Annotated in this window: 25 protein-coding genes and 1 tRNA gene; 19 read left to right on the top strand and 7 right to left on the bottom strand. The window is 72.5% G+C overall.

Annotated elements, in window-relative coordinates:
• Nucleotides 1–166 precede the first annotated feature (166 nt).
• On the bottom strand, nt 167–652 hold the full coding sequence (gene smpB / locus VMN58_07445) for an SsrA-binding protein SmpB (protein HUF33025.1): 486 nt from the start codon (nt 650–652) through the stop codon (nt 167–169).
• 60 nt (nt 653–712) lie between these two features.
• Here smpB and VMN58_07440 point away from each other — a divergent pair, with 60 nt between their 5' ends.
• The 8 genes from VMN58_07440 (at nt 713) to VMN58_07405 (ending at nt 6,777) form a co-directional block, all read left to right on the top strand.
• Nucleotides 713–1,135, top strand: coding sequence for a M67 family metallopeptidase (locus VMN58_07440; GenBank protein ID HUF33024.1), 423 nt, complete (start codon nt 713–715; stop codon nt 1,133–1,135).
• Between the two features lie 59 nt (nt 1,136–1,194).
• Nucleotides 1,195–1,476, top strand: a complete 282-nt coding sequence (locus VMN58_07435; protein ID HUF33023.1) for a MoaD/ThiS family protein — start codon at nt 1,195–1,197, stop codon at nt 1,474–1,476.
• Nucleotides 1,477–1,482: 6 nt separating this feature from the next.
• The gene (locus VMN58_07430) at nt 1,483–2,439 is read left to right on the top strand and encodes a cysteine synthase family protein (GenBank protein ID HUF33022.1); all 957 of its coding nucleotides are present in this window, start codon (nt 1,483–1,485) and stop codon (nt 2,437–2,439) included.
• 67 nt (nt 2,440–2,506) lie between these two features.
• Nucleotides 2,507–3,310 carry a glutamate racemase gene (gene murI / locus VMN58_07425; protein HUF33021.1) on the top strand — a complete coding sequence of 268 codons (804 nt, stop codon included), beginning with the start codon at nt 2,507–2,509 and terminating at the stop codon, nt 3,308–3,310.
• Nucleotides 3,311–3,512: 202 nt separating this feature from the next.
• Nucleotides 3,513–4,256 carry an MBL fold metallo-hydrolase gene (locus VMN58_07420; protein ID HUF33020.1) on the top strand — a complete coding sequence of 248 codons (744 nt, stop codon included), beginning with the start codon at nt 3,513–3,515 and terminating at the stop codon, nt 4,254–4,256.
• Nucleotides 4,253–4,993, top strand: coding sequence for a ribonuclease PH (gene rph / locus VMN58_07415; GenBank protein HUF33019.1), 741 nt, complete (start codon nt 4,253–4,255; stop codon nt 4,991–4,993). The genes VMN58_07420 and rph overlap by 4 nt, the downstream gene beginning before the upstream one ends.
• Nucleotides 4,990–5,595, top strand: a complete 606-nt coding sequence (locus tag VMN58_07410; protein ID HUF33018.1) for a non-canonical purine NTP pyrophosphatase — start codon at nt 4,990–4,992, stop codon at nt 5,593–5,595. The genes rph and VMN58_07410 overlap by 4 nt, the downstream gene beginning before the upstream one ends.
• 261 nt (nt 5,596–5,856) lie before the next feature.
• A complete protein-coding gene (locus VMN58_07405) occupies nt 5,857–6,777 on the top strand; it encodes a DUF559 domain-containing protein (GenBank protein HUF33017.1) in 921 nt (306 codons plus the stop codon).
• A 78-nt stretch (nt 6,778–6,855) separates the two neighbouring features.
• Here VMN58_07405 and VMN58_07400 read toward each other — a convergent pair whose 3' ends face one another.
• Nucleotides 6,856–7,860, bottom strand: coding sequence for an alanine racemase (locus tag VMN58_07400; protein HUF33016.1), 1,005 nt, complete (start codon nt 7,858–7,860; stop codon nt 6,856–6,858).
• A gap of 1,084 nt (nt 7,861–8,944) precedes the next feature.
• Here VMN58_07400 and VMN58_07395 point away from each other — a divergent pair.
• Nucleotides 8,945–9,026: transfer RNA gene (locus VMN58_07395), tRNA-Leu, on the top strand.
• Nucleotides 9,027–9,156: 130 nt separating this feature from the next.
• On the top strand, nt 9,157–10,857 hold the full coding sequence (locus tag VMN58_07390) for a serine protease (protein HUF33015.1): 1,701 nt from the start codon (nt 9,157–9,159) through the stop codon (nt 10,855–10,857).
• Between the two features lie 64 nt (nt 10,858–10,921).
• Here the strand turns inward: VMN58_07390 and VMN58_07385 are convergent, their stop codons facing one another.
• The gene (locus VMN58_07385; GenBank protein ID HUF33014.1) at nt 10,922–11,347 is read right to left on the bottom strand and encodes an OsmC family peroxiredoxin; all 426 of its coding nucleotides are present in this window, start codon (nt 11,345–11,347) and stop codon (nt 10,922–10,924) included.
• 135 nt (nt 11,348–11,482) lie between these two features.
• On the opposite strand from VMN58_07385, the gene VMN58_07380 reads away from it, so the two are divergent.
• The 3 genes from VMN58_07380 (at nt 11,483) to VMN58_07370 (ending at nt 16,900) form a co-directional block, all read left to right on the top strand.
• Nucleotides 11,483–12,094 (top strand): ATP-dependent Clp protease proteolytic subunit, encoded by a 612-nt coding sequence (locus VMN58_07380; GenBank protein HUF33013.1) that lies wholly within the window; start codon nt 11,483–11,485, stop codon nt 12,092–12,094.
• Nucleotides 12,095–12,155: 61 nt separating this feature from the next.
• Nucleotides 12,156–15,614 carry a TM0106 family RecB-like putative nuclease gene (locus VMN58_07375; GenBank protein HUF33012.1) on the top strand — a complete coding sequence of 1,153 codons (3,459 nt, stop codon included), beginning with the start codon at nt 12,156–12,158 and terminating at the stop codon, nt 15,612–15,614.
• A 53-nt stretch (nt 15,615–15,667) separates the two neighbouring features.
• Complete coding sequence (locus VMN58_07370) at nt 15,668–16,900, top strand: lytic transglycosylase domain-containing protein (GenBank protein ID HUF33011.1); 1,233 nt, start codon at nt 15,668–15,670, stop codon at nt 16,898–16,900.
• Nucleotides 16,901–16,966: 66 nt separating this feature from the next.
• Here the strand turns inward: VMN58_07370 and rpe are convergent, their stop codons facing one another.
• Nucleotides 16,967–17,647 carry a ribulose-phosphate 3-epimerase gene (gene rpe / locus VMN58_07365; protein ID HUF33010.1) on the bottom strand — a complete coding sequence of 227 codons (681 nt, stop codon included), beginning with the start codon at nt 17,645–17,647 and terminating at the stop codon, nt 16,967–16,969.
• Between the two features lie 53 nt (nt 17,648–17,700).
• Here rpe and VMN58_07360 point away from each other — a divergent pair, with 53 nt between their 5' ends.
• The 4 genes from VMN58_07360 to VMN58_07345 are packed head-to-tail and all read left to right on the top strand — an operon-like array spanning nt 17,701 to nt 21,070.
• Nucleotides 17,701–18,900 carry a TRAM domain-containing protein gene (locus VMN58_07360; GenBank protein ID HUF33009.1) on the top strand — a complete coding sequence of 400 codons (1,200 nt, stop codon included), beginning with the start codon at nt 17,701–17,703 and terminating at the stop codon, nt 18,898–18,900.
• A gap of 49 nt (nt 18,901–18,949) precedes the next feature.
• Entirely contained in the window at nt 18,950–19,531 is a 582-nt protein-coding gene (locus VMN58_07355) for a sigma-70 family RNA polymerase sigma factor (GenBank protein HUF33008.1), read from the top strand.
• Entirely contained in the window at nt 19,528–20,304 is a 777-nt protein-coding gene (locus tag VMN58_07350) for an anti-sigma factor (protein ID HUF33007.1), read from the top strand. The genes VMN58_07355 and VMN58_07350 overlap by 4 nt, the downstream gene beginning before the upstream one ends.
• A gap of 46 nt (nt 20,305–20,350) precedes the next feature.
• A complete protein-coding gene (locus VMN58_07345) occupies nt 20,351–21,070 on the top strand; it encodes a dienelactone hydrolase family protein (GenBank protein ID HUF33006.1) in 720 nt (239 codons plus the stop codon).
• Nucleotides 21,071–21,092: 22 nt separating this feature from the next.
• Here VMN58_07345 and VMN58_07340 read toward each other — a convergent pair whose 3' ends face one another.
• Nucleotides 21,093–21,809 carry an alanyl-tRNA editing protein gene (locus tag VMN58_07340; protein HUF33005.1) on the bottom strand — a complete coding sequence of 239 codons (717 nt, stop codon included), beginning with the start codon at nt 21,807–21,809 and terminating at the stop codon, nt 21,093–21,095.
• A 153-nt stretch (nt 21,810–21,962) separates the two neighbouring features.
• On the opposite strand from VMN58_07340, the gene VMN58_07335 reads away from it, so the two are divergent.
• Both VMN58_07335 and purE read left to right on the top strand, forming a co-directional pair.
• The gene (locus VMN58_07335; GenBank protein ID HUF33004.1) at nt 21,963–23,093 is read left to right on the top strand and encodes a 5-(carboxyamino)imidazole ribonucleotide synthase; all 1,131 of its coding nucleotides are present in this window, start codon (nt 21,963–21,965) and stop codon (nt 23,091–23,093) included.
• The gene (gene purE, locus VMN58_07330; protein ID HUF33003.1) at nt 23,090–23,590 is read left to right on the top strand and encodes a 5-(carboxyamino)imidazole ribonucleotide mutase; all 501 of its coding nucleotides are present in this window, start codon (nt 23,090–23,092) and stop codon (nt 23,588–23,590) included. Before VMN58_07335 ends, purE begins: the two co-directional genes overlap by 4 nt.
• Nucleotides 23,591–23,681: 91 nt before the next feature.
• On the opposite strand, the gene VMN58_07325 is transcribed toward purE, so the two are convergent.
• Together VMN58_07325 and VMN58_07320 are read right to left on the bottom strand one after the other, a co-directional pair.
• A complete protein-coding gene (locus VMN58_07325) occupies nt 23,682–24,884 on the bottom strand; it encodes an FAD-dependent oxidoreductase (GenBank protein HUF33002.1) in 1,203 nt (400 codons plus the stop codon).
• A 25-nt stretch (nt 24,885–24,909) separates the two neighbouring features.
• Nucleotides 24,910–25,299 carry an MmcQ/YjbR family DNA-binding protein gene (locus VMN58_07320; GenBank protein ID HUF33001.1) on the bottom strand — a complete coding sequence of 130 codons (390 nt, stop codon included), beginning with the start codon at nt 25,297–25,299 and terminating at the stop codon, nt 24,910–24,912.
• Between the last annotated feature and the right edge of the window lie 68 nt (nt 25,300–25,367).

The following is a 25,367-nucleotide window of genomic DNA, read 5'->3' as shown; positions in this document are numbered from 1 at the left end:
CAGAAACGTTTGTGGCGTTTCTTTTTGGTGCCCTGTTTTACGAGTCTGAGCAACTCGGGTCGCACATACGGCTTCCGGTCTCAGCGTCGAAACCGATCAGCCCCAGATCTCAAGGTGCAGCACCCCGTCGCCGGGGGATCGCCAGTGTACCGGTCGAGGCCCCTGGTCAGTCGCCGTACTTGGCGGCCCGGGCGATGGCCCGATCGGCGTCTCGGTCGGCATCGCGCTTGGCGATGGCCTGGCGCTTGTCGGCCTTGTGGCGGCCCCGGCCGACGGCGATCTCCACCTTCACCCGCCCGTCCTTGAGGTAGAGCGACAGGGGCACCAGGGTGATGTGCTCTTGCTCGGTGCGGTGCCGCAGTCGGTCGAGCTCGGCCCGGTGGAGGAGGAGCTTGCGATCGCGGTCGTGGGCGTGGCCGTCGAAGGCGGCCGAGTGGCTGTAGGACGAGATCCGCAGCCCGACGAGCCACGCCTCGCTGCCGATGACGCGGGCGTAGGCGTCGGAGAGCTGCACCTTCGACTCGCGCAGGGCCTTGACCTCGCTGCCCTGGAGCACGAGGCCGCACTCGTAGGTGTCGCTCAGCTCGTAGTCGCGCCGGGCCTGGCGATTGGTGGCGAGCACCCGGTTGTTCTCGTCGACCTTGGGCGCCATGGCGGTCAGAGGCTACCGGCGGCGGGCCCGGACGCCTGCGCCGATAACCTGCGCGGCGCTGTGCTCACCATCACCCGCACCCACTGGCTCCAGATGGTCGGCCACAGCCTCGACGGCCTGCCCGACGAGGCCTGTGGCCTGCTCGTCGGCTCCGAAGGGTCCGCCGGCGCCAGGGTGGAGGCCTTCGTGGCCTGCCGCAACGCCGACGAGTCCTCGCGAACCTTCTCCATCGGCCCCGACGGGTGGGAGGCCGCCGACGCTGTCATCGGCGACCGTCCGCTGGAGATCTTGGGCGTGGTCCACTCCCACACCCACACCGACGCCTACCCGTCGCCGACCGACGTCGACAAGGCCGCCAACCCGCTGCTCGAGGGCTGGCACTGGGTCCTGGTGTCGCTTCGCGAGCCCGAACCGGTGCTGCGTTCGTACGTGATCACCGACGGCACGATCGTCGAGGAACCGATCGCCGTCGTGGGTCGGTAGAATCCCGATGCAGTCGGTCGGATTTCGACCGGCGAACCCCGAACCCCGGAGGAACGAGCGTGTCGGTCACCGTCCGCCTGCCCACCATCATGCGCACCCAGGCCGGCGGCCAGGCCGAGGTCTCGGCCGAGGGGACGACCGTCGGCGAGGTCGTCGAGGACCTCATCCGCCAGTTCCCCGGCACGGCCAAGCACCTGCACGCGCCCGACGGCGGTCTGCACCGCTTCGTCAACATCTACGTGGACGACGACGACATCCGCTACCTCCAGGGCCCCGAGACGCCCGTGGCCGACGGCGCCCAGGTCTCCATCCTGCCGGCGGTCGCCGGCGGCTCCGGGTAGCGGTCCGTGGCGCCCTACGACTCCGTCCTCGACCTCATCGGCAACACGCCGCTGGTCGAGATCAGCCAGCTCAGCCCCAACCCCCGGGCGCGCATCTTCGCCAAGCTCGAGGGCCAGAACCCGGGCGGGTCGGTCAAGGACCGCGCCGCCAAGTGGATGGTCGAGGAGGCCGAGAAGGACGGGCGCCTGACCCCGGGCAAGACCATCCTCGAGTCGTCGTCGGGCAACACCGGCATCGCCTTGGCCATGATCGCCAAGATGCGCGGCTACCCCTTCAAGGTGGTCCTGCCGGAGAACGTCAGCATCGAGCGCCGGCAGCTCCTCGGGGTGTGGGGGGCCGAGATCATCGACTCGCCCGGCGGTGAGGGCTCCAACGGGGCCATGCGGCGGGCGCAGACGCTGGCCGAGGAGCACCCCGACTGGTTCTTCCCGTACCAGTACGCCAACCCGGCCAACCCCCGGGCCCACTACGAGGGCACCGGCCCCGAGATCTGGCGCGACTGCCCCGAGATCACCCACTTCATCGCCGGCCTCGGCACCGCCGGCACCCTCATGGGCGTGGGCCGGTTCCTCAAGGAGCGCAACCCCGACATCCAGCTGTGGGCGATAGAGCCGCCGGCGGGGGAGATGGTCGACGGGCTGAAGAACCTCGACGAGGGCTTCATCCCGCCGGTGTTCACCGACAACGACGGCTTCGAGCTGCTCGACCGCAAGATGATCGTGCGACCCCGCGAGTCGATCGAGTGGACCCGCCGCCTCACCGAGGTCGGCATCTTCGCCGGCATCTCGTCGGGCGCCATCATGGCTGCCGCCGTCAAGTGCGCGGCGGCCATCCCCGAGGGAGAGGAGGCCATCATCGTCACGATCGTCTGCGACGGCGGGTGGAAGTACCTCTCCACCGGTGCCTGGACCGACGACCTCGACGAGGTCGAGGAGCGGGCCAAGCGGGTCATCTACTTCTGATCGGGTCTGGCTCGTGAGGTCGTCCTGGTGCCGCCACCGGGAAGGAGGAGGCGTAGCGTCACCGGTCGTGGACGGTCGGCCCATCGCAATGTTCGACAGCGGCTTTGGTGGCCTCACCGTGGCCCGGGCCCTCATCGACGTGCTCCCCGCCGAGCACCTCGTCTACCTGGGCGACACCCTGCGCTACCCCTACGGGCCCCGCCCGCTCGGGGAGGTCCAGGCCTTCGCCTACCAGATCGCCACTCACCTCGTCGACCGTCACGACGCCAAGCTGGTGGTGGTGGCGTGCAACACCGCCACCGCTGCGGCCCTCGAGGACCTGCGCTACGAGCTGCCGGTGCCGGTTGTGGGCGTCATCGGCCCCGGGGTGCGGGCGGTGGTCGCTGCCACCCGCAGCCGGCGGGTCGGGGTCATCGCCACCGTCGGGACGGTGGCGTCGGGCGCCTACCAGCGAGCTGTGGCCGCCACCGACGACGAGGTGACGCTCGCCTGCGCGGCGTGCCCGGGCTTCGTGGAGTTCGTCGAGCGGGGCGAGACCACGAGCGACCAGGTGCACGTGCTGGCCGAGCGCCTCCTCGAACCCGTGCGCCGGGCGGAGGTCGACGCCCTCCTCCTCGGCTGCACCCACTACCCCTTCCTCGCCCGCACCATCAGCGACGTCATGGGCCGCGACGTGGTCCTCGTGTCGTCGGCCGACGAGACCGCCTTCGAGGTGGCCACCCTCCTTCGGAGCCTCGGCATCGCCCGAGATCCCGACGCCGGGCCGGGTCGCCACCTGTTCTGCTCGTCCGGCGACATCGACGTCTTCGCCGACCTCGGGCGCCGACTGCTCGGTCCCGAGCTGGGTCGCGTGGAGCGGGTCGTCTGGTAGCTGGGTCGCTTGGAGCAGGTCGTCTGGTAGCTGGGGAGCGGACGGGGTGCTCGGATCTTCGCTCCAGTGCTTCGCTGCGCTCAGCAAGTCGCTGCGATCCGACACCCCGTCCGCTCTGCTTCCTCCGTCCGCTCGCTCCCGGGCCGTGTCCATCGGTGCGGCTTCGCCGCGCTCTTGTATGGGCTCGTAGCATCGGGGCCCCATGGGCCTCTCCCTCACCGTGCTCGGCTGCGACGGTTCGTACGCGTCAGCGGGCGGTGCGTGCAGCGGGTACCTGGTGCGCAGTGGGTCCACGGCGCTGTGGCTCGATGCCGGAGCGGGGACGCTGGCGAACCTGCAACGTCACCTCGATCTCGACGAGCTCGACGGCATCGTCCTGAGCCACGCCCACCCCGACCACTGGGTCGACGTGCTGCCGTTCCACAACGTCGCCCGCTACATCAAGCCCCGCACCGGGCTGCCCGTGTGGTCGCCGGCGAGGGTGCGCGAGCTCGCCGGCGAGGTCAACGGCGACCTGGCCCCCGCCTTCACCTGGGAGTCCGTCTCCTCCGGTGACTCGGTGTCCCTCGACGGGCTGACCATCACGTTCTCCCGCACCGACCACCCGGGGGAGACGCTCGCCGTGCGGGTCGACGACGGCGAGGGGGCCTCGATCGGCTACTCGGCCGACACCGGTCCGGGGTGGTCGCTCTCCGAGCTCGGACCCGACCTCGACCTCGCCCTCTGCGAGGCCACCCTCGCGCCCCAGGACGAGCGGCGGGTGCAGCACCTCTCCGCCCGCCAGGCCGGGGCCTCGGCCCACGCCGCCGGGGCGGGCCGCCTGGTCCTGACCCACCTCCAGCCCGGGCTCGACGCCGAGTCGTCCCGGGCCGACGCCACCGCCGCCTTCGGCGGCCCGGTGGACGTCGCTGCCATCGACGACACCTACCAGATCGGAACCCCATGACACGACACGACGGCCGCACACCCGGCGAGCTCCGCCCCATCACCTTCGAGCGCGACTTCACCGAGTTCGCTGCCGGCTCGGTGCTGGTGAGCTTCGGCAAGACCAGGGTGCTGTGCACCGCCTCGGTCGACGACGACGTGCCCCGCTGGCTGAAGGGCACCGGCCGAGGGTGGGTGACCGCCGAGTACTCGCTCCTCCCGGGCTCGACGGGCGAGCGCGTGACGCGGGAGGCCGCCAAGGGCAAGCAGTCGGGGCGCACCCAGGAGATCCAGCGCCTCATCGGACGGTCGCTGCGCTCCGTCACCGACCTGACCCTGATGCCCGAGGTCCAGATCGTGGTCGACTGCGATGTCCTCCAGGCCGACGGCGGCACCCGCACCGCCGCGATCTGCGGCGGCTACGTGGCTCTCCACGACGCCCTCTCCCGCCTGATGGGCACCGGCCGGCTCTCGGCCCACCCCCTCACCGAGGCGTGCGCCGCCATCTCGGTCGGCATCGTCGACGGCACGCCGCTGCTCGACCTTCCCTACATCGAGGACTCCAAGGCGCAGGTCGACATGAACGTGGTGATGACCGCCAGCGGTCGCTTCATCGAGGTCCAGGGGACCGCCGAGGGGGTGGCCTTCACCCGCGAGGAGCTCGACTCGCTGCTCGGCCTCGCCACCGACGGCATCACCGAGATCCTCCAGCTGCAGGAGAAGGTCCTGGCCGAGCCGCCGGCTCCCCGAGGGGCGTGAGGCTGGTCCTCGCCAGCGCCAACCCCCACAAGGCGCGCGAGATCCGGGCGGTCCTGGAGGCGGCGGCCCCGTGGGTCGATCTCCTCGCTCGCCCGGCCGGCGTGCCCGACGTGGTGGAGGACGGCGAGACCCTCCTCGACAACGCCCGCCTCAAGGCACGTGCCCTCGTGTCGGCCACCGGTGAGGCGGCGGTGGCCGACGACACCGGCCTCGAGGTCGACGCCCTCGGCGGCGCGCCGGGGGTGCGCACGGCCCGCTTCGCCGGCGAGGGGGCCACCGACGCCGACAACGTGGTCAAGCTGCTCGCCGAGCTCGAGGGGCTGGCCCCGACGCGTCGCTCCGCCCGCTTCCGGGCGGTGGCCCTGGTGGCCTTCCCCGACGGGCGGGAGCTGGCGGCCGAGGGGGTCGTGGAGGGACGCATCACCGATGCCCCGAGGGGCTCGGCCGGCTTCGGCTACGACCCCGTCTTCGTCCCCACCGAGGGCGACGGCCGCACGCTCGCCGAGCTGGCCGAGTCGGGCCCCGAGGCCAAGCACGCCGTCTCCCACCGGGGGCGCTCCCTGCGGGCCCTGGCCAGCCAGCTCGCCGCCCTGCACACCTGACCCGAAGCGTTCTCGGCACATCCGTTGCCGCCCGCGCACCATCCACGTGCCGAGAACGGCAGGGCACGTGCGGGCCAGCCAGCTCGCCGCCCTGCGCGCCCGGCCACCAACCCGTTCTCGGCACATCCGTTGCTGCCCGCGCACCATCCACGTGCCGAGAACCGGGGACTGGCGGACCTCTTCCCGGTCGAGCATGATCGACGACGTCTTCCCCGGGGCGCGTGGCGGCGCGCGGAGAGCCCGACACCGGGAGGAAGACCGATGGTGGATGTCGATAAGCGGGTCGCGCAGCGGGCCGAGCGCCAGCACGGCGTCGTGGGGCGTGGCCAAGCCCGAGCCGATGGCATGGCCGACCACGTGCTGCGCCGGCGGAGTGATGCAGGCAGGCTCGTGCGGGTGCAGCCGGGGGTGTACCGGGCAGCCGGCGCGCCGGTCACCTGGCACCAGCGGGTGCGGGCAGCGTGCCTCGCCGGCGGTGAGGGGGCGGTGGCGTCGCACCGCACGGCGGCCCGGATGTGGGGCCTCCACGAGACCGAGGTCGTCGAGATCAGCGTGCCCCGGCGACGCCTCCCGCGACCGCAGGGGGTGATCGTGCACCGCTCGGGCGACCTCGCTCCCGGGCATGCCACGAGTCGAGGGGCGGTGCCGGTCACCAACCCTCTGAGGACGCTGGTCGACCTGGGCGCCGCCTTACCCGCGCCGCTGGTGGAGGACGCCCTCGACCGTGGGCTGGCGGCCCGCCTCGTCACCGTCGCGGGGGTGGAGTGGATGCTGAACGAGGTGGCCCGGCGCGGCCGCGCCGGCGCCGGCGTGATGCGCTCCATCCTCGACGACAGGGCTCTCGGCACGGAGCCGCCCGATGGCCTGCTGGAGCCCCGCATGGCCCGCTTGCTCCGCGGCACCTCGCTGCCACCCGCCGAGTTCCAGTGGACGGTGCTCGACGCCCAGGGACGCTTCGTCGCCCGCGTCGACTTCGCCTACCCGTCCCACCGCCTCGCCATCGAGGTCGACGGCTACGAGAAGCGCGCCAGCCCCGCGGCGATGCGTCACGACCTCCGGCGTCAAAACGCGCTCGTCGCCCTCGGCTGGACGGTGGTGCGCTTCACCTGGGTCGATGTGGTGAGGACCCCAGGGCGCGTCGCCGCAGACATCACCGCTGCCCTCGACGCCATCCGAGCCTGAGCCCGACCCGCCCCGGTTCTCGGCACGCCACTCGCTGCCCGCGCACGCTCGACGTGCCGAGAACGCCTGGCCGCGCTGCTACCAGCCCCGGAGGTCGACGGGCCAGGACTCGAGGACCTCGTCGTCTCGTACCACGTGCAGGTGCTCGTGGTAGGCGACGGTGGGGTCGACGTGGGCGGGTAGCAACCGGACACGGTCGCCGACGGTGGGCTCAGTGCCCTCGGCGGGGGCGAACACCACGTGCTCGTCGGAGACGAGCAGGACCTCGCCGGCGCCGTCGGCCATGGTCGGGTTGCCGTGGTCCATGCCCAGCGACTTCAGTCCGGCATCGCAGACGGCCCAGCGGCGTGAGACCGAGATCACGGTCGCGACGAGGCTCAGGGCGGGCGCGAACTCCGGCGTCATCGGGGCGAAGGTGGTGTCCATGAGGGCGTAGGAGCCGGCCTGGAGCTCGGTGACCCAGGGGTTGAGGTCCCAGCTGACGGTGGCGCCGCCCGAGATGACGTCGCCGCCGACGGCGTCGGCGGCGGCGACGAGCTTGGTCATCGCCGCCTCCACCGCCGCCGCCCGCTCGGCCCGGTCCTCGATGATCGTCACGTGGCCCTCGTAGCCCATGACGCCACGGACCTCGAGGCCGCGTGACCGGGCGAGGTCGGCGAGGCGACCGGCGTCGTCAGGCCGGCAGCCGCAGCGGGGGAGTCCCACGTTCACGTCGATCAGGACCTCCCGGACCCCACCGGCGGCCGCCGCCTCGACCGTGGCCTCCGAGTCGACCGCCAGGGTGACCCGGGCCCCACCGGCGGCCGCGGCGCCGAGCCGGCGGGCGTCGACGACCTCGTTGGCCAGCAGCAGGTCGTGGCCGAGGCCGGCGGCTGCCATCCCCTCGACCTCGCGGACCGTGGCGCAGGTGAACCCCAGGTGCCCGGCGGCGGCCTGCCGGGCCGCCAGCAGGGTGGTCTTGTGCGCCTTCACGTGCGGGCGCAGCCGCGGGCCGGGCAACCGTGCCGCCATGGTGGCGATGTTGTCGTCGAGCCGGTCGGCGTCGACAACGAGGGCGGGGGTGGTGAGGTCGGCGACGTGCATGGCCGGACGCTACCGGGCCGCCATCGGGAGCTGACGTCCGAGGTGGCGTTCCATGACGCGCTTCGCGTCCCTATTTTTTCACTACGGGTGTTGTCGGAACGTTGTCTCAACCGCGAAGAGTGGTGGTCCCGATAGTCAAGTCATGACCCGGACTACCTCGCACCTCATCCTCTCGGCACTCCTCGCAGTAGTCATCTGGTTCGCCGGCATCGTCCCCGGGATGGCCAGCTCCTGCACCGACGAGTGCGAGTTCACCGCCGCCAGCGCCCCGGACCCCGCCGCCGCAGCCCAGCAGATGCTCCGCCTGATCAACGAGGAGCGCACCAGCCGGGGACTCCCCGCCGCTTCGATGCGCTCCGACGTGGTGGACATCGCCACCGGCCACTCCCGGGCGATGTCCGAGGACAAGGTGCTGCGCCACAACGACGCCTACTTCACCGAGGAGACCCGCCAGCGCCTCGACGCCAGGGCGCTGGGCGAGAACGTCGCCTACAACGGCAGCGTCGACGACATGCACCGTCGCCTGATGGCGAGCGAGGGCCACCGCAACAACATCCTCGACGCCCGCTTCACCGTCGTCGGCCTCGCCATGGTCCACGACGGCCGCCTCTGGTGGGGCACCCACAACTTCGTGCAGCCGGCCAGCGCCCCGGCGCCCGCCCCGGCTCCTGCTCCTGCCCCGGCCCCGGCCCCGGCCCCGGCTCCCGCTCCGGCCCCGACCCCGGCGCCTGCCCCGGCCCCGGCCCCGGCCCCTGCTCCCGCTCCGACCCCGGCGCCCGCCCCGGCCCCTGCTCCCGCTCCGACCCCGGCTGCGGCTGCGGCTGCGGCTCCGGCTCCCGAGTCGGAGCCGCTCGAGGTCGCCGTCCCGGTCGCCGACGCCGACGCCGACGCCGAGCTCGCAGGTCGTGCGGTGGGGATGACCGCCGCCGGCGAGGCCGTCGAGGTCGACCTCCAGTCGGGACTGTTCCCCAGCATCGCCCCCCACGCCGCCGTCGCCCTCCTTGCGGCTCTCGGCCTCCTCGCCAACGGCGTGGTGCTCGTCCGGCGACGGGTGCGGGTGGCGCAGTATCCTCGGCGCCTCAGCGGGCGCGTGGTGGAACTGGCAGACACGCTGGCTTTAGGTGCCAGTGCCTCACGGCATGAGAGTTCGAATCTCTCCGCGCCCACCCCTTCTCGGCCGTGAGCGTGCTGGTCACGGTGTTGCGGCTCTGGGATGACACGAAGTCACCGCCCGGCTGCTGCTCCCGCGCGTTCCGGTCTGCTCCAGGGGCCGGCTTCGGTAGGGCCTTACGACCTATGGCCGTCGCCATGCCCTGCTCCTTATCGTCCCTTTTGTTCCCGACGGTGACGAAGGGATTCGACTTGAGGTTCCGCAAGCGGGTGGCGTCGATTGTCTGCGTGCTCCTCGCGCTGACACTGGGCGTCGCCGCACCGGCTCTAGCTGAACCCTCGGGCGAAGCGAGCTACGAATCGGCCGTCGTGGGTGGGGAAGACGCTCCACCCGGAAGCTTTCCCTTCATCGTGGCGCTTGCCAGGCCAGGCCCCGGACCCTTCGGCGATCGGTTCTACTGCGGCGGCACACTGATCGGCCGTGGCCACTGGGTGCTGACGGCAGCCCATTGCGTGACAGAGTTCGTCGACAGCCCCAGCAGTCTCGAGATGGTGATCGGACGACAAGACCTCTACGCCAATGACGGGGAGAGCATCGTCCCGAAGCACATCTACGTGCACCCCGACTACCGACCGACCACGGCTCACCCGCACGACTTGGCGCTGATCCAACTTCCGTATCAGTCGCGATATCAATCCATCGCTCGCATGGGAACAGACGAACCAGTCTGGAACGACGACGACGGTGTGGTCGCTGGCTGGGGAAGCAGAGACCCGCGCGGAGGTTCCTATCCAGCTCGTCTTCAGAGCGCGTCGCTTCCCATTTGGAGCGATGGTTACTGTCAGTCATGGACCGACAAGTACACAATCGGCGTCAACATGTGTGCCGGCAGCTCTGAGCGGACAGCCTGCGACGGCGACAGCGGTGGCCCCTTGTTGGCGTACAACGACAGCGGTTGGCTTGTCGTTGCTGGCATCGTGAGCTTCGGCCGTTCGCCTTGCGGAAGTGCGCCCGGCAACTTCACTCGGGTCGGCACATACGTCCACTGGATCACCAACCTGCAACAACAAGTAGGCGAGAACGGTGGAAACCCTCCGCAGAGCGATCCGTCCCCGGCTGAGCCACCCGCGCCATCCGGTCACTGGATGGTCACCTCCGACGGCCAGGTGTTCGCGTTCGGCGACAGCCGGTGGCACGGTGACTGGCGCGGACAGCCCCACCCAACCGTCGGCATCGCGAGTCGTCCTGGCGGAGCCGGGTACTGGCTCGTCGACGACCGAGGAACGGTTGGAGTCTTCGGCCTCGCTCCTCACCGGGGGAGCGTTCCCGCCGGTGCCCTGCGACCGGGCGAGCGGGTCTCGACCATCGCCGCGCTGCCAACAGGCGATGGCTACTGGATCTTCACGACCCTTGGACGCGTGTTCCCGTTCGGAACAGCTGTCCATCATGGCGATCTCGGCCAGGTAAAGCTGAATGGTCCGGTCGTCGCAGCCGCTGCCACACCCTCGGGGCGCGGGTACTACATGGTTGGCACAGACGGTGGTGTGTTCACCTTCGGTGATGCGGCGTTTCGGGGCAGCACGGGGTCGATGCGGCTCAACCAGCCCGTCAATGCGATCGTCCCGGACCACGATGGATCGGGTTACTGGCTCGTCGCCTCCGATGGCGGGATCTTCGCTTTCGATGCTCCGTTCCATGGCTCGATGGGCGGGACGCCGCTCAACCGCGCGGTGGTCGGAATGAGCAGCCCCGGGACGAGCGGCTATCTGATGGTTGGCGCTGACGGCGGCATCTTTACGTTCGGTGGGGTGGAGTTCCACGGCTCACTGGGATCTTCACCGCCGTCACATCCGGTCCGGGCCGTCGACACCCTCCGCCCGTCGTAACGCGAGTTCGAGTCTCTCCGCGCCCACCCCTTCTCGGCAGTGAACGTGACCCCGAGGGCGATCGTCAGGCGAGGGTGGCGGTGAGGGTGATGGTGGTGCCGGTGAGTGCCTTGCTCACCGGGCACCCGGCCTTGGCGCCCTCGGCGGCCTCGGTGAACGCCTCCGGCGACAGCCCCGGCACCTCGCCCTTCACCGTGAGGTGGACCCCCGTGATGCCCTCACCGGGCTGGAACGTCACGGCGGCGGTCGTCTCGAGTCGCTCGGGCGGTGTCCCCGCCTTGGTGAGGGCGCTCGACAGCGCCATGGAGTAACACGACGAGTGGGCGGCGCCGATGAGCTCCTCGGGGCTGGTGCGCCCGGCGGGGTCCTCGGCGCGCGACGCCCAGGTGACGTCGAAGCCGCCGAGACCGGACGACTCGAGCTCGACACGGCCCTGGCCCTCGGTCAGGGAGCCCTGCCAGGTCGTGGTGGCGGTGCGGGTGGTGGGCATCGGTACCTCGCTTCGTTGGTCGTGCGGTCGACGCCAACGTAGGCGGGTCCACGTCACCTGCGGGCGCCGGCCCGCGCCCACCAGGTCCTGGGCGCCGTGCGTGGGGCGCGGCGTCGCCCGGTAGCCTCCCTCGACATGGACCCCGCGCTCCCCGGCCCCCTGACCGCCCCGGTCATGAAGGACCTCAACACCTCGCCCCAGATGGAGGTCTTCAACCGCCTCCTCCAGGATCGGATCGTCGTCCTCGGCAGCGAGGTGGACGATCAGGTCGCCAACATGGTCATCGCCCAGCTGCTGTACCTCGAGGGTCAGGACGACTCGAAGGACATCTGGCTGTACATCAACAGCCCCGGGGGCGTGGTCACCGCCGGCATGGCCATGTACGACACCATGCAGTTCGTCAAGTGCGACGTGGCGACGATCTGCATGGGCCTGGCCGCCTCGATGGGCCAGTTCCTGCTGTGCGCCGGGGCCGCCGGCAAGCGCTACAGCCTCCCGCACGCCCGGATCATGATGCACCAGCCCTCCGGCGGGGTCCGGGGCCAGGCGAGCGACATCGCCATCCAGGCCGAGCAGATGGCCTACACCAAGCGCATCCTCATGGAGCGCATCTCGCACCACACCGGGCAGGCGGTGGACCAGATCGAGGCCGACTCCGACCGCGACCGGTGGTTCTCGGCCGAAGCCGCCAAGGACTACGGCCTCATCGACCACGTGATCACCAAGCGGGGCCAGTCAGGGTCCTGATCGAGGTCCGCCGGCCCGTCGCCGACGGCTCGGTGTCACACGCGCCTGCCATCCTCGTTGCATGCACCGGGGCGACGACGGCACGCTGATCCTCAGCCCGACCGACCTGGTCGGGCACTTGGCGTGCGAGCACCTCACCACCCTCGAGCAGCTCCGGGCGGCGGGGGGCACCGAGCGCCCCGAACCACGTCCCGACGACCTCCGGGAGGTCGACGTCCTTCGTCGTCGCGGCGAGGAGCACGAGGCCGCCGAGCTGGCTCGGCTCGAGGCGCTCGGCCTGCGCATCGCCCGCATCGATCCCGCCCCGCCCACCGTCGCCGGGCTCCGCCGGGCTGAGGCCCGCACCGCGGCGGCCATGGCCGAGGGGGTCGACGTGGTCTTCCAGGCCTCGTTCTTCGACGGACGCTGGCGAGGCCAGGCCGACTTCCTCCATCGCGTCCCCGGCGAGACGGCACTCGGACCGTGGGGCTACGAGGTCGTCGACACCAAGCTGGCGCGGCGGGCCAAGCCCGACGCCCTGCTCCAGATGTGCTCCTACACCGAGCACGTCACCCGCATCCAAGGGGTGGCACCGGAGACCATGGCCGTGGTGACGGGCGACGGCGGCCTCCACCGGTTCCGCGTCGCCGACGCCATGGCGTACTTCCGCGCCGCCCGGTCGCGCCTCGAGGCGGCCCTCGCCGCCGGCGCCACCGGTGACGCCACCTATCCCCTCCGGGTCGACCATTGCCGAGGGTGTCCGTGGGACCACCGCTGCGACGAGCAACGCCGGGCCGACGACCACCTGTCGCTCGTCGCCGGGATGCGGCGCGACATGCTCCCGAAGCTGGCGTCGGAGGGCATCACCACCGTCGCCGAGCTCGCCGCCAGCCCCCTCGGTGCACCGGTGCGGCGGATGGGGCTGGCCACGGTCGACCGCCTGCGCCACCAGGCCCGCCTCCAGCTCCTCCAGCGGGCCGACGGCCGGGTCCGCCACGAGCTGGTGGAGGCCGGCCGCGACCCTGCGGCCGACGACGACGCCGATGTCGCTCCCTCGGGCCTGTCGTGGCTCCCCGAGCCCTCGCCGGGTGACGTCTTCTTCGACATCGAGGGCGACCCGTGGGTGGGGGAGGACGGTCTCGAGTACCTCTTCGGCCTCGTCCTGGACGCGCCAGAGGGCGACGACGCCTGCTTCGTGCCGGTGTGGGCCCACAGCCACCTCGAGGAGAAGCGGGCGTTCGAGGCGGTCGTCGACCTCCTGGTGGCCCGCCTCGACGCTCACCCCGACATGCACGTGTACCACTACGCGCCCTACGAGGTGACGGCGTTGCGGACCCTCATGGGCCGTCACGCCACCCGGGGTGCCGAGCTCGACCGCCTCCTGCGCGCCGAGGTCTTCGTCGACCTCTACCGGGTCGTGCGCCACTCGGTCCGGGTCTCCCAGGAGGGCTACGGCCTCAAGAAGCTCGAGCCGCTCTACCTCGGGCAGCGGGAGGGGGCCATCACCGACGGCGGCTCGAGCATCGTCGAGTACGAGCGGTTCCTCTCCACCGGCGACGAGGCGATCCTCGCCGACATCGAGGCCTACAACCGGGTCGACTGCGAGTCCACCCTCGGCCTGCGCGACTGGCTCGAGGAGCGCCGTGGCGAGCTCGAGGCGCTGCGGGGCCGTCCCCTCCCGCGGCCCGCGCCACGGGAAGGCGAGCCGAGCGCCGACCAGGCGGCGGCCGAGGCCGCCACCGCGGCCCTCGCCTCCGGTCTCCTCCACGGTGTTCCCGAGGAACCGCACGAGCGCGACGCCGCCGAGGCCGGCCTCGCCCTGCTGTCGGGCCTGGTCGACCACCACCGGCGGGAAGCCCGCCCGGCGTGGTGGTGGCACTTCGAGCGCCTCGAGCGCACCCCCGAGGAGCTGGTCGACGATCACGACTCGATCGGGTCGCTGCGCCCGGAGGGCGAGGTCGGCCGCGTCGCCCGGTCGGTGGTGCACCGGTACTGCTTCGACCCTCGCCAGGAGCACAAGCTCCGGGTGGGCGACGCGCCGCTCGACCCGGCCACGGGTAGGGGCGCGGGCACCGTGGAGGCCCTCGACGCCGCGTCCGGCACCGTCGACCTGCGCCGGTCGGCCACCTCCGTCGCGCCTCATCCTCGTGCCCTCATCCCGCCACGCCCCCTCGACGACAAGGTGATGCGCCAGGCGATCGGGGTGCTCGGCACCTGGGTGGTCGAACACGGCCTCGACTCGGACCGGCCCGAGCACCGGGCGGCGCGCGACCTGCTCCTCCGTCGCCCACCCCGCGTCCGTGGCCACGAGGCCGGCACCGCGCTGGTCCCGCCCGACGAGGACCCCTCCGCCGCCGCCCGCCGCCTGGTGCCCCTGCTCGACGGCGCCGTGCTCGCCATCCAGGGGCCGCCCGGTTCCGGCAAGACCTGGATCGGGGCGGCGCTGGTCGTCGACGCCGTCCGTGCCGGCAGGCGGGTGGGCGTCGCCGCCAACAGCCACAAGGCGATCAGCAACCTCCTCATGGCCGTGGGGGCCCGGGCCGACGCCGACGGCGTCGGGCTCCGCGCCGTCCAGCGGTGCCCCGAGGGCCAGGTGGCAGACGACCCCCACGTGACCCGCGCCGGGAGCGCCGACGACGTGCTCGACGCCCTCGCCGACGGTGCTCGGGTGGCGGCGGGCACGGCCTGGCTCTTCGCCCGGCCCGAGATGGCCGGTGCCGTCGACCTGCTGGTGGTCGACGAGGCCAGCCAGGTGTCACTGGCCAACGTCGTGGCGATGGCCGGGACGGCCGACGACGTCGTGCTCCTCGGCGACCCCCAGCAGCTGCCCCAGGTGTCGCAGGGCACCCACCCTTCCGGTGCCGGCGCCTCAGCGCTCGAGCACGTCCTCGCCGGCCGTCGCACCGTCGCCCCCGAACAGGGGCTGTTCCTCGACACCACCTGGCGCATGCACCCCGAGGTCTGCGGCTTCGTCTCCGAGGTCGCCTACGGCGGCCGCCTCCGGCCCCATCCCTCCACCGCCTGCCAGGTGGTGGCCGATGGCCCCCTCCTGGGCGGTGCGGGCATCCGATTCCACCCGGTCACCCACGAGGGCAACCGGACACGGTCCCCGGAGGAGGCCGACGTCGTGTCCGCCCTCGTCACCTCGTTGCTCGGCCGGCCCTGGACCGCGGCCGACGGCACGACCCGGCCCCTGACCCTCGACGACCTCCTCGTGATCGCGCCCTTCAACGCTCAGGTGGCCTGCCTGGTCGAGGCGCTCCCCTCTGGCGCGCGCGTGGGCACGGTCGACCGGTTCCAGGGCCAGGAGGCGCCGGTGGTCCTCTACTCCCTCGCGGCCTCCTCGGCGGTCGACGTCCCCCGCGGGATCGAGTTCCTCTACAACCTCAACCGCCTCAACGTCGCCATCTCCCGGGCCCGGTCGCTGGCCGTGGTGGTGGCGAACCCGCGCCTGCTCGCGGCGCGCTGCCACTCGCCGCAGCAGCTGCGGCTCGTCAACGCGCTGTGCCGCCTGGTCGAGGTGGCCACGCCCGTCGCCTGACCGGGCCGTCCCACCTCAAGGGGGGCCCGGATTGCGCCGACAGAACACGTGGCATGCCCCTTCGTCCGATCCTCGCCGCGCTCGTCGCCGTCCTGCTCGTCGCGCTGCCGGCGCGCCCGGCCGATGCCCAGGAGCCCACCGCGCCCACGGGGGCCCCACTCGTTGCCGAGGCGCTCGGCGACCTGTCGCCCGGACTCGTCGGAGTGATCGTCGAGGGGGCGGGCTACCCGGCGGCCCACCATGGGTGGCTGGAGGCCGGTCGCCAGTCGGGGGTGGCTGCATCCGAGGCGGCGCGGGCCGATGCCCGGGCCGAGGAGCTCACCGCCGTGCGCGACCTCCTCGTCGAGGCGCTCGACGTGGCCCGCGGCCACGCCCGCGACGCCGAAGTGCGCGAGGCGGCTGCCCGCCAGCGCCTCGTCGGGGTCGCCGTCGCTGCCTTCCGCAGCGACGATGCCCGCGCCCACCTCGACGCCGTCCTCGGCCGCGGAGACGAGAACGCCCACCTCCGGCGGGGCGTGCTCGGGGGCGCCGTGGAGGTCGAGGTCGTCGAAGGGCTGGAGCGGGCGACCGAGCAGGCGATGCTGACCCGGGCCACCGCCGAGCACGTGCTCAGCCGCCTCACCGACGTGGTCGCCGAGCACGGCGCGGCCGTCGTGCGCCGCGACGACGCCCTCGCCCTCCACCAGCGCTGGCTCGCCGTCGCCGACCAGCAGCGTCAGACGATGGCGGCGGTGGCGCGGTCGACGCGAGCCGTCGCCGTCGGCCTGCCGACCGCCGTGCTCGACGCCTACTGGCGTGGCAGCCAGCACCCGGCCGCGAGCTGCCGCCTGCCGTGGGAGGTGCTGGCGGGCATCGGCCGGGTCGAGAGCCGCCACGGAACCTTCGGGGGGTCGGCGCCGGACGAGTGGGGACGAGTGTCGCCGCGCATCATCGGGATCCCGCTCGACGGCACCAGCAACACCATGCACATCCCCGACACCGACGGTGGTGCCGTCGACGGCGACGCCGTGGTCGACCGGGCTGTGGGGCCGATGCAGTTCATCCCGTCGACCTGGCGCGCCCACGGCGTCGATGGCAACGGCGACGGCGTCGCCGACCCCCACAACCTCTACGACGCCGCCGCCAGCGCCGCGACCTACCTGTGCCGAGCCCTCCCGGCCGGCGGTGACCTGGGCCGGGCGATCCTCTCCTACAACCGATCGTCGGTCTACGTCAGCAACGTGTTGGGCCACGCCAGCGCCTACGCCGCCGCCGGCCTCTCGCTGGGCCACACCGTCCGCCACTGAGGGCAGCACTCGGGCCGTCGGAGACGGGTGCTCCCCACCGCCGTAGCCCGTGGGTGGGCCCCGTGGTCAGGCCGCCCGCGCCCGCTCGGCGCGCTCGCGGAGGTCGGTGACGGCGTGGGCGAGGCCCTCGGGGTCCCGGTAGAGGGCGCTGCCGGCCACCAGGACGTTGGCGCCGGCCGACGCCGCGCCGGCGATGGTCGCCGGCCCGATGCCGCCGTCGACCTCGACGTCGACGTCGTGGCCGCCGGCGGCGACGAGGGCCGCCACCTCGGCCACCTTGGGCTCCATGGTCGCGAGGTAGTCCTGGCCTCCGAAGCCCGGGTTCACCGTCATCACCAGCACCATCTCGACGAGGTCGAGGACGTGGGCGACGGCGGAGGCGGGCGTGGCGGGGTTGAGGGCCACGGCTGCTGCGGCACCGAGCTCGGCCACGCGCCCAAGCGTGCGGTGGAGGTGACGAGTGGACTCGGCGTGGACGATGAGCAACCGGCAGCCGGCCTCCACGTAGCGGTGGAGGAGCTCGTCGGGTTCCTCCACCATCAGGTGGGCCTCGAAGGGCAGCGAGGTGTGCGGGCGGGCGGCAGCGATCACATCGGGGCCGAAGGTGAGGTTCGGCACGAAGCGACCGTCCATGACGTCCCACTGGATGCGGTCGACCCCGGCCTCCTCGAGGGCGGCGACCTCCTCGCCGAGGCGGGAGAAGTCGGCGGGGAGGACGGACGGGGCGATCTCGACGTGGCGCGGCATGGGCCGCAGGATACGGCCACCGCGCCGACAGGCTGGCCGTAGGCTGCGTCGTCGTGGGTGCGATCGAGGTGACGACCACGGCGATCGCCGCCGGTGGCGACGCCGTGGCGCGCGACGCCGACGGACGGGTGGTCTTCGTCACCGGCGCCCTGCCCGGCGAGCGGGTGCGGGCCGAGGTCACCGAGGAGCGCAAGGACTTCGCCCGGGCGCGGGTGGTCGAGGTCGTCGACGCCGCCGCCGAGCGCGTCGCCCCGCCGTGCCCACACGTCGGCCGAGGGTGCGGCGGCTGCACGTGGCAGCACGTGGAGCCAGGCGCCCAACGCCGACTCAAGGCCGACATCGTGGCGGACGCCCTCCGCCGCCAGGGTCGCATCCCGGACCCCGAGGTGTCCGCGGGTCCGTCCCTCGGCCCCGACGCCCGACGCACCACGTTGCGGGTGGGGGCGGCGGCGGGCGGGCGGCTCGGCTTCCGCCGGCTGCGCAGCCACGAGGTCGTCGACGTCGACGACTGCTTGGTCGCCCACCCCCTCCTCTCGGACCTCCTGGTGCGCTGCGATGCGGGTGAGGCCGACGAGCTGACCCTGCGCTGCGGCGCCCGCACCGGTGAGCGGCTCGTGCTCGCCCACCCCGGGGCGGCCGGGGTCGACGTGCCCGACGGTGTGGTGCTGGTGGGCGAGGACGAGCTGGCCGGGGGGCGCCGGGCCTGGATCACCGAGGAGGCTGCCGGGCGGCGGTGGCGGGTCTCGGCCCGGTCCTTCTTCCAGGCCAGCCCCGAGGGCGCGGAGGCGCTGGTGGCCGCAGTGGCCGAGGCCGCCGGGCCCGTCGCCCCCGGTGACCGGGTCGTCGACCTCTACGGCGGGGTGGGCCTCTTCGCCGGCACGGTGGGCGCGCCGGCGCGCACCACGTTCGTCGAGCGCAGCGCGTCGGCGGTGGCCGATGCCCGGGTGAACCTCGACGGCCTCGACGCCCGCGTGCTCCGCCTCGACGTCGACCGGTGGCGTCCGTCGCCCGCCGACCTGGTGATCGCCGACCCCGCGCGCAGCGGTCTCGGGCGGCGCGGGGTGGCGGCGGTGGCGGGCACCGGCGCGCCGCTCGTCGTGGTGGTCAGCTGCGACCCGGCGGCACTCGGGCGGGATGCTTCGCTCCTCGCTGCCGAGGGGTACACGCTGGAGCGGTGCGCGACGGTCGACCTGTTCCCGCACACCCCACACGTCGAAGTCGTCTCGGCGTTCCGGCGTCCCGTCGACGGCTGAGGGCGACATGAGCCATCCGGACGAGCCAGCGGCTCCGAAGACCGAGGGCATGACCACCCCGCAGGATCTCAGCCAGGCCAGTGACGCCACCGTGGTGGTGGCCATCGGTCGCTGGCGCCAGGATGCTCTGGCCGAGGCGTACCGCCGCCACGCCGGGTCGGTGTTCGCCCTCGCCCGCCGTCTCCTCAACGACGCCACCCTCGCCGAGGAGGTCGTCCAGGAGGTCTTCATCCGCCTCTGGGATGCGCCCGACAAGTTCGACCCCGACCGCGGCTCGCTGCGGTCGTACCTGCTCGCCCAGTGCCACGGCCGCTCGGTCGACCTCATCCGCTCCGAGAGCTCGCGTCGCAACCGCGAGTCCAAGGACCACCGTCGCACCGCCGAGGCCGGCTACGACCTGGAGCACGAGGTGTGGGACCTCGCCGTCGCCGACTACGTCAAGGACGCCCTGGTGGATCTGCCCGAGGACGAGCGCCGGGCCATCGAGCTCGCCTACTTCGGGGGCCTCACCTACCGCGAGGTCGCGATGAAGCTCGACCAGCCCGAAGGTACCGTGAAGTCAAGGATCCGGGCTGGTCTCGGCAGGATGCGCCGATCACTGGCCGATGCGGGTGTCGGAGGCCCATCGTGAACTCTCCACAGCAGTCACACGACTCGATCGAGGAGCTCCTCGGCGCCTACGCCCTCGACGCCGTCGAGGACGACGAGCGCCACCTCGTCGCCGCCCACCTGACCACCTGCGCACGCTGCCGGGCCGAGGTCGAGCAGCACCGCGAGGTCGCAGCCATGCTCGCCTACAGCGGTGAGCCGGCGCCCGACGGCATCTGGGACCGCATCGCCGAGAACCTCGAGGCGGCGCCGCCGGCCCCCGCCCTGCCGCTCTTCTCGGCGCCCCGCCGGCCCGACCGCAGCACCCGGCCGGCGTGGGTCACCCGCGCCGGCGGCGGCCTCCTCGCCGTGGCCGCCAGCGTGGTCATCGCCGTGCTCGCCTTCCAGGTCCGCGACCTCAACGAGCAGATCAACCGGGTCGAGCACGACCTCGCCATCGAGGCGGTCGAGCGCGGCTACCAGACGGCCATCGCCTCCGGCGACTCCGTTCGGGTCGACCTCGTCTCGGCCGACGGAAGCATCGACGCCCGGGCGGTCCTCAGCCGCGACGGTGTCGGCTTCCTCCGGGGGACGACCCTGCCCCGGCTGCCCGACGACCGGACCTACCAGCTCTGGGGCGTGACGCCCGACCTCCGTGCCGTCTCCCTGGGCGTCTTCGGCCCGGCGCCGGACTACGCCGCCTTCTCGGTGTCGGGCGAGTTCATCCAGCTCGCCATCACCGAGGAGCAGGCCGGCGGGGTGATCTCGTCCGAGCAGCCCCTGGTCGTCTACGGCTCCATCGACCGCGAAGCCTGATTCGGGACCCCGGTGAGGTGGCTGGGGGAGGTGCCAGACTCGTCCCATGATCGAGCGCCGCATCGAGGTCACCACCCCCGAGGGCGAGATGCCCACGTTCCTCGTCCACCCCGAGCACGACGGGCCTCACCCTGTCGTGCTGTACCTGATGGATGCGCCGAGCATCCGGCCGGCGCTCAAGGACATGGCGTCGCGGCTGGCGAGCGCCGGCTACTTCGTGATGATGCCCTACCTCTTCTACCGCGGCGGGCCGTACCGGGAGTTCGGCCAGAGCGACGAGGACATGCACGCCCGGCGCGATCTGATGGACACCATCACCCCGACCAACATCGTGGGTGACGCCGAGGCGCTGCTCGCGGCCGCCGCCGACGATCCCGCCGCCCGGGACGGCGCGGTCGGCGCCGTCGGGTTCTGCATGAGCGGTGGCCTGGTGATCAGCCTGGCCCGGTCGCTGCCGGACCGCGTGGCTGCGGTCGCCTCGATCCACGGGGCATGGATGGTCCGCGACACACCCGACTCGCCGCACGTGGGACTCGACACGGTGAAGGCCGAGGTCTACATGGCCTGGGTCGACGGTGACCCGACGGCCCCGCCGGAGACCATCCCCGTCATGTGCGACGCCCTCGAGCAGGCGGGGGCCCCGTACACCCTCGACCTCATCACCGGCGCCGAGCACGGCTTCGCACCGGCCGGCCCGCGCTACGACCGGGCCGCCTCCGAGCTCCACTGGGAGCGGGTCCACTCGCTCCTGCGCCGCAGGCTCTGAACCACGGCTGGCTGGTCGCGACCTACGGGTCGGTGACCTCGATGCGGATGCGCTTGTTGCCCTTGCCCTTCGACTCGGTCTTCAGCACCCGGATGCGCCCGACCTCGTCGGTGGACGCCACGTGGGTTCCGCCGTCGGCCTGCTTGTCGAGGCCGACGATGTCGACGTAGCGCACCTCGGTCACGCCCTCGGGGATCATGTTGACCTTGGTGCGGATCCACTCGGCGTCGACCTCGCCGCCTGCGTCGACGGGCAGGAACCCCACCTCGATGGGCCGGGCGGCCTCGAGCTCGGCGTTGACCAGCCGCTCGACCTCGGCCTTGAAGTCCTCGGGGAGCGGGTCGAACTCGAAGTCCATCCGGGCCGTCAGCGGCTCCATGTTCCCGCCCGTGACCGCCTTGCCGTAGGTGTGCCAGATGACGCCGCACAGCACGTGGAGGGCGGTGTGGGTCCGCATTAGGGCGTGGCGGCGGTCCCAGTCGATCTCGCCGGTCACGCTGGCGCCGACCTCGGGGAGGTCGCCCTCGCCGACGGTGTGCCAGACGACCTCGCCCACCTTGGAGACGTCGGTCACCTCGAGACCGGCGAGGGTGCCGGTGTCGTGGGGCTGGCCACCACCGGTGGCATAGAACACGGTGCGGTCGAGCGCCACGCGTCGGGCACCGCGGTCGACGTCGGTGACGATGGCGTCGACGCGACGGAGGTACGCGTCGCGCAGGTAGACGAGGTCGGTGCTCACGTCGCTCCGTCCTCTCCGGTTCGACTGGAGGTCTCGACCACCTGGGCTCCTTGGCTGCCTCGGGTGCCGCGAACCTAGCCGTCGGCGGATCTGCTCCTGGCGGGCGGTCTGGGCGATCATGAGGTCGACGGCACGAGTCGAGGAGGAGACCGGGTGGCGCAGGCGCCGATCGTGGGGATGGTGGGGGCGGGGCAGCTGGCGCGGATGACCGCCCAGGCGGCGGTCTCGCTCGATGTCCGGATGCGCATCCTCGCCGGGCCCGACGAGGTGCCGGTCACCCCGGCGGGGGTGGAGGTGGCCCGTGGAGCCACCACCCCCGCGGAGCTGATCGCCTTCGGGCGCACCTGCGACGTGGTGACCTTCGACCACGAGGGCGTGGCGGCGGCGTCGGTGGCCGCTGTCGAGGCCGAGGGGATCGCCGTGCGGCCGGCGGGGCGCACCCTGGCGCTGGCGGTCGACAAGTCGGAGCAGCGCTGGCGGCTGGCGGAGGCAGGGTTCCCCGTGCCGACATTCGCCGTCGCCGAGGACCGGTCAGCGGTGGCCGACTTCGTCGAGCGGCATGGTCCCGCCGTCGTGGTCAAGGCCGCCACCGGCGGCTACGACGGCCGGGGCGTGTGGTTCGTCGAGGGTGCCGACGAGGCGGTCGCCGTGCTCGAGCGCTGCGGTCGCGTGGTCCTCGAGCCGGTGCTCGACCTCGACCGCGAGCTCGCGGTGATCGTCGCGCGCCGCCCCGGCGGTGAGGCCGTGGTGTACCCGGTGGTCGAGACCGTCCAGCGCGCCGGCATCTGCCGGGAGGTCCTGGCCCCGGCCCGCGTCGACCCGGCCATCGCCGCCGAAGCGGCGGAGGTGGCTCGTGGCATCGCCGAGCACCTCGACGCCACGGGGCTGCTCGCCGTCGAGCTCTTTGTGGTCGACGGTGCGGTGCTCGTCAACGAGCTGGCGGCGCGGCCCCACAACAGCGGCCACCTCACCATCGAGGGGGCGGTGACGTCCCAGTTCGAGAACCACCTTCGCGCTGTCCTCGACTGGCCACTCGGCCCCACCGACCTGCGGGCACCGGCAGTCGCCATGGCCAACGTCATCACGGAGTCGAGCGACGACGATCTGCACGCCCGACTGCCGGACGCGCTGGCCCTCGGACCCGTGCACGTGCACCTCTACGGCAAGTCACCCCGGCCGGGTCGTAAGGTCGGGCACGTGACGGTGCTTGCAGACGACCTCGACGTGGCGGCCGACCTTGCTCGTCGGGCCGCCGACGTGCTCATCGGGCGGGATGCACCGTGAGCGCCGCTACGGTGCCGCCGGTGGCGGTGGTGATGGGAAGCGACAGCGACTGGAAGGTCATGGGCGCCGCCGTCGACGCCCTGGCCGAGGTCGGGGTGGAGGCAGAGACCAGGGTGCTGTCGGCCCACCGGACGCCCCACGACATGATCGACTTCGGCACCACCGCCCACGAGCGCGGCACCAAGGTGATCGTGGCCGGCGCCGGTGGCGCCGCCCACCTGCCCGGGATGCTGGCGTCCACCACCGTGCTCCCGGTGATCGGGGTGCCCGTGTCGATCACCGCCCTGTCGGGTCTCGACTCGCTGCTCTCCATCGTCCAGATGCCCGCGGGGATCCCCGTGGCCACCGTCGCCGTCGATGGCGCCCGCAACGCCGGCCTCCTCGCCGCCCAGATCCTTGCCGTGGGCGACCCCGAGCTGGCCGAGCGCCTGCGGACGCTCCGGGCCACCATGGCCGACGCCTCACGCGCCAAGCGGGTCCCGCCTGCCCGGGGGTAGAAGACGGACAGGCCCTCTCCCTCGCCCACGGTCCCCGCTCCCTCCGTCGTCGTGATCGGGACCCTACGCGGCCGGTCTCAGCGGGAGGGCCTCAGAGGTCGGTGGCGAAGGCCCGGGCATCCGCCGACGACGAGCGGGAGGAGAGCAGGCGCATGAAGCGCATGACGTTCCGGGGCTCGTCGAGCCCGACGACGGCGGTGAGGCGGTCGTCGCGGTGGGTGAGGGCGACGAAACGGCGCTCCTCGAAGGATCCGCTGACCACCTCGACGTCGTCGGTCGGGCCGGGACGACCGAGGACCTGGATCTTGGACCCGTACGGGTCGGACCACACGTAGGGCACGGGGGCGTAGGGGGCGGGGTCGCCGACGATGTTGGAGGCGACGGCCCGGGCCTGGTCGACGGCGTTGGTCCAGTGCTCGACCCGCATCTCCTCCTCGAACAGCGGGTTGTGCCATCGGGCCACGTCGCCGACTGCCCAGACGCCAGGGGCGCCCACCGCTTGGCACGTCTCGTCGCAGACCACGCCGTCGCGCAGCTCGAGCCCCGAGCCCTCGAGCCACTGCGTCTTAGGCACGACCCCGATGCCGACGACCACCAGGTCGGCTTCGACCGTGCTCCCGTCGCTCAGCAGCACCCGTTCGACCCGTGCGTCACCCTCGATGGCAGCGACGGCGGCGCCGCATCGGAGGTCGACGCCGTGGTCCCCGTGGATGGCGGCGACGGCCGGGCCGAGGGTCGGCCCGAGCCCTCTGGAGAGCGGCACCGGCAGTGCCTCGAGCACGGTGACCTCGAGACCGCGTTCCCGCGCCGTCGCCGCCACCTCGGCGCCGATGAAGCCCGCACCGACGACCACCAGCCGGGCGGCATCGTCGAAGGCGGCACGCAGGGCGAGGGCGTCGTCGAGGGTCCGCAGCAGGTGGATCCCCTCGAGGGAGGGGGTGTCGGGCAGCTGGCGCGGCGACGCCCCCGTGGCCACAACCAGGGCGTCGAAGCCGATGCGCTCGCCATCGGCGAGGCCGATGCTGCGGTCGTCAAGGTCGAGGTCGGTGGCCCGCTGCCCGAGGCGGAGGTCCATGTCGAGCTTCGCCAGCCCGGCGTCGTCGGTCAGCGCGGTCCGCCCGGACTCCCACTCACCGGCGAGGACCTGCTTGGACAGCGGCGGGCGGTTGTAGGGGGCGTGGACCTCGTCGCCGACGAGCGTGACCCGCCCCTCGAAGCCGGCCGACCGCAGGCTCTGCACGGTGCGCAGGCCGCCGAGCGACGCTCCGACGACGACGACGTGCCCGACCACCACGGGCGTGACCCTACCGCCAGGCCCTCTATACGTCGGGTCGAAATGTATCGAGGCGAGCGACCAGCTTCTTCGGAGCGAGCAAGCAGTAGCTCTCCGTGAGCAATTCCCGGACCTCGTCCCAATCAGTCGTTCCGTCGCTGCGTAGCACCATTGCGACGAGACCAGCGCCCCACCCCGGGAAGAATGGATCGCCGGTTGCGACCAGCGCGTCAAGCTCCTCACTGAGTGCGTGGAAGGTCACGTGGGAGACCGGCCCCTCCCCGTAGTCCCTCGCGATTACGTGGGCCAGCGTGCTGCCGCGGATCCGCCACCGGACCCCTTCGAACGCCTGCTCCTCGTATGCCTCCGGCAAGTGAGCGCATGCTGCACGGACACGGCGGACGATTTCGGAGGGCACGTCTGCGTATTCAGTCATGGGGCGAGACTCCCTGGTGCGGAAGGCCCGTCTCCGCTCACCGTCCAAACTTACGCTCTGACGCATGC

It is taken from the genome of Acidimicrobiales bacterium (assembly GCA_035512495.1).
Taxonomy (GTDB): Bacteria; Actinomycetota; Acidimicrobiia; order Acidimicrobiales; family CADCSY01; genus DATKDW01.
The sequence above is the reverse complement of the archived record's forward strand: the minus strand, read 5'-3'. Positions and strand labels throughout refer to the sequence as shown.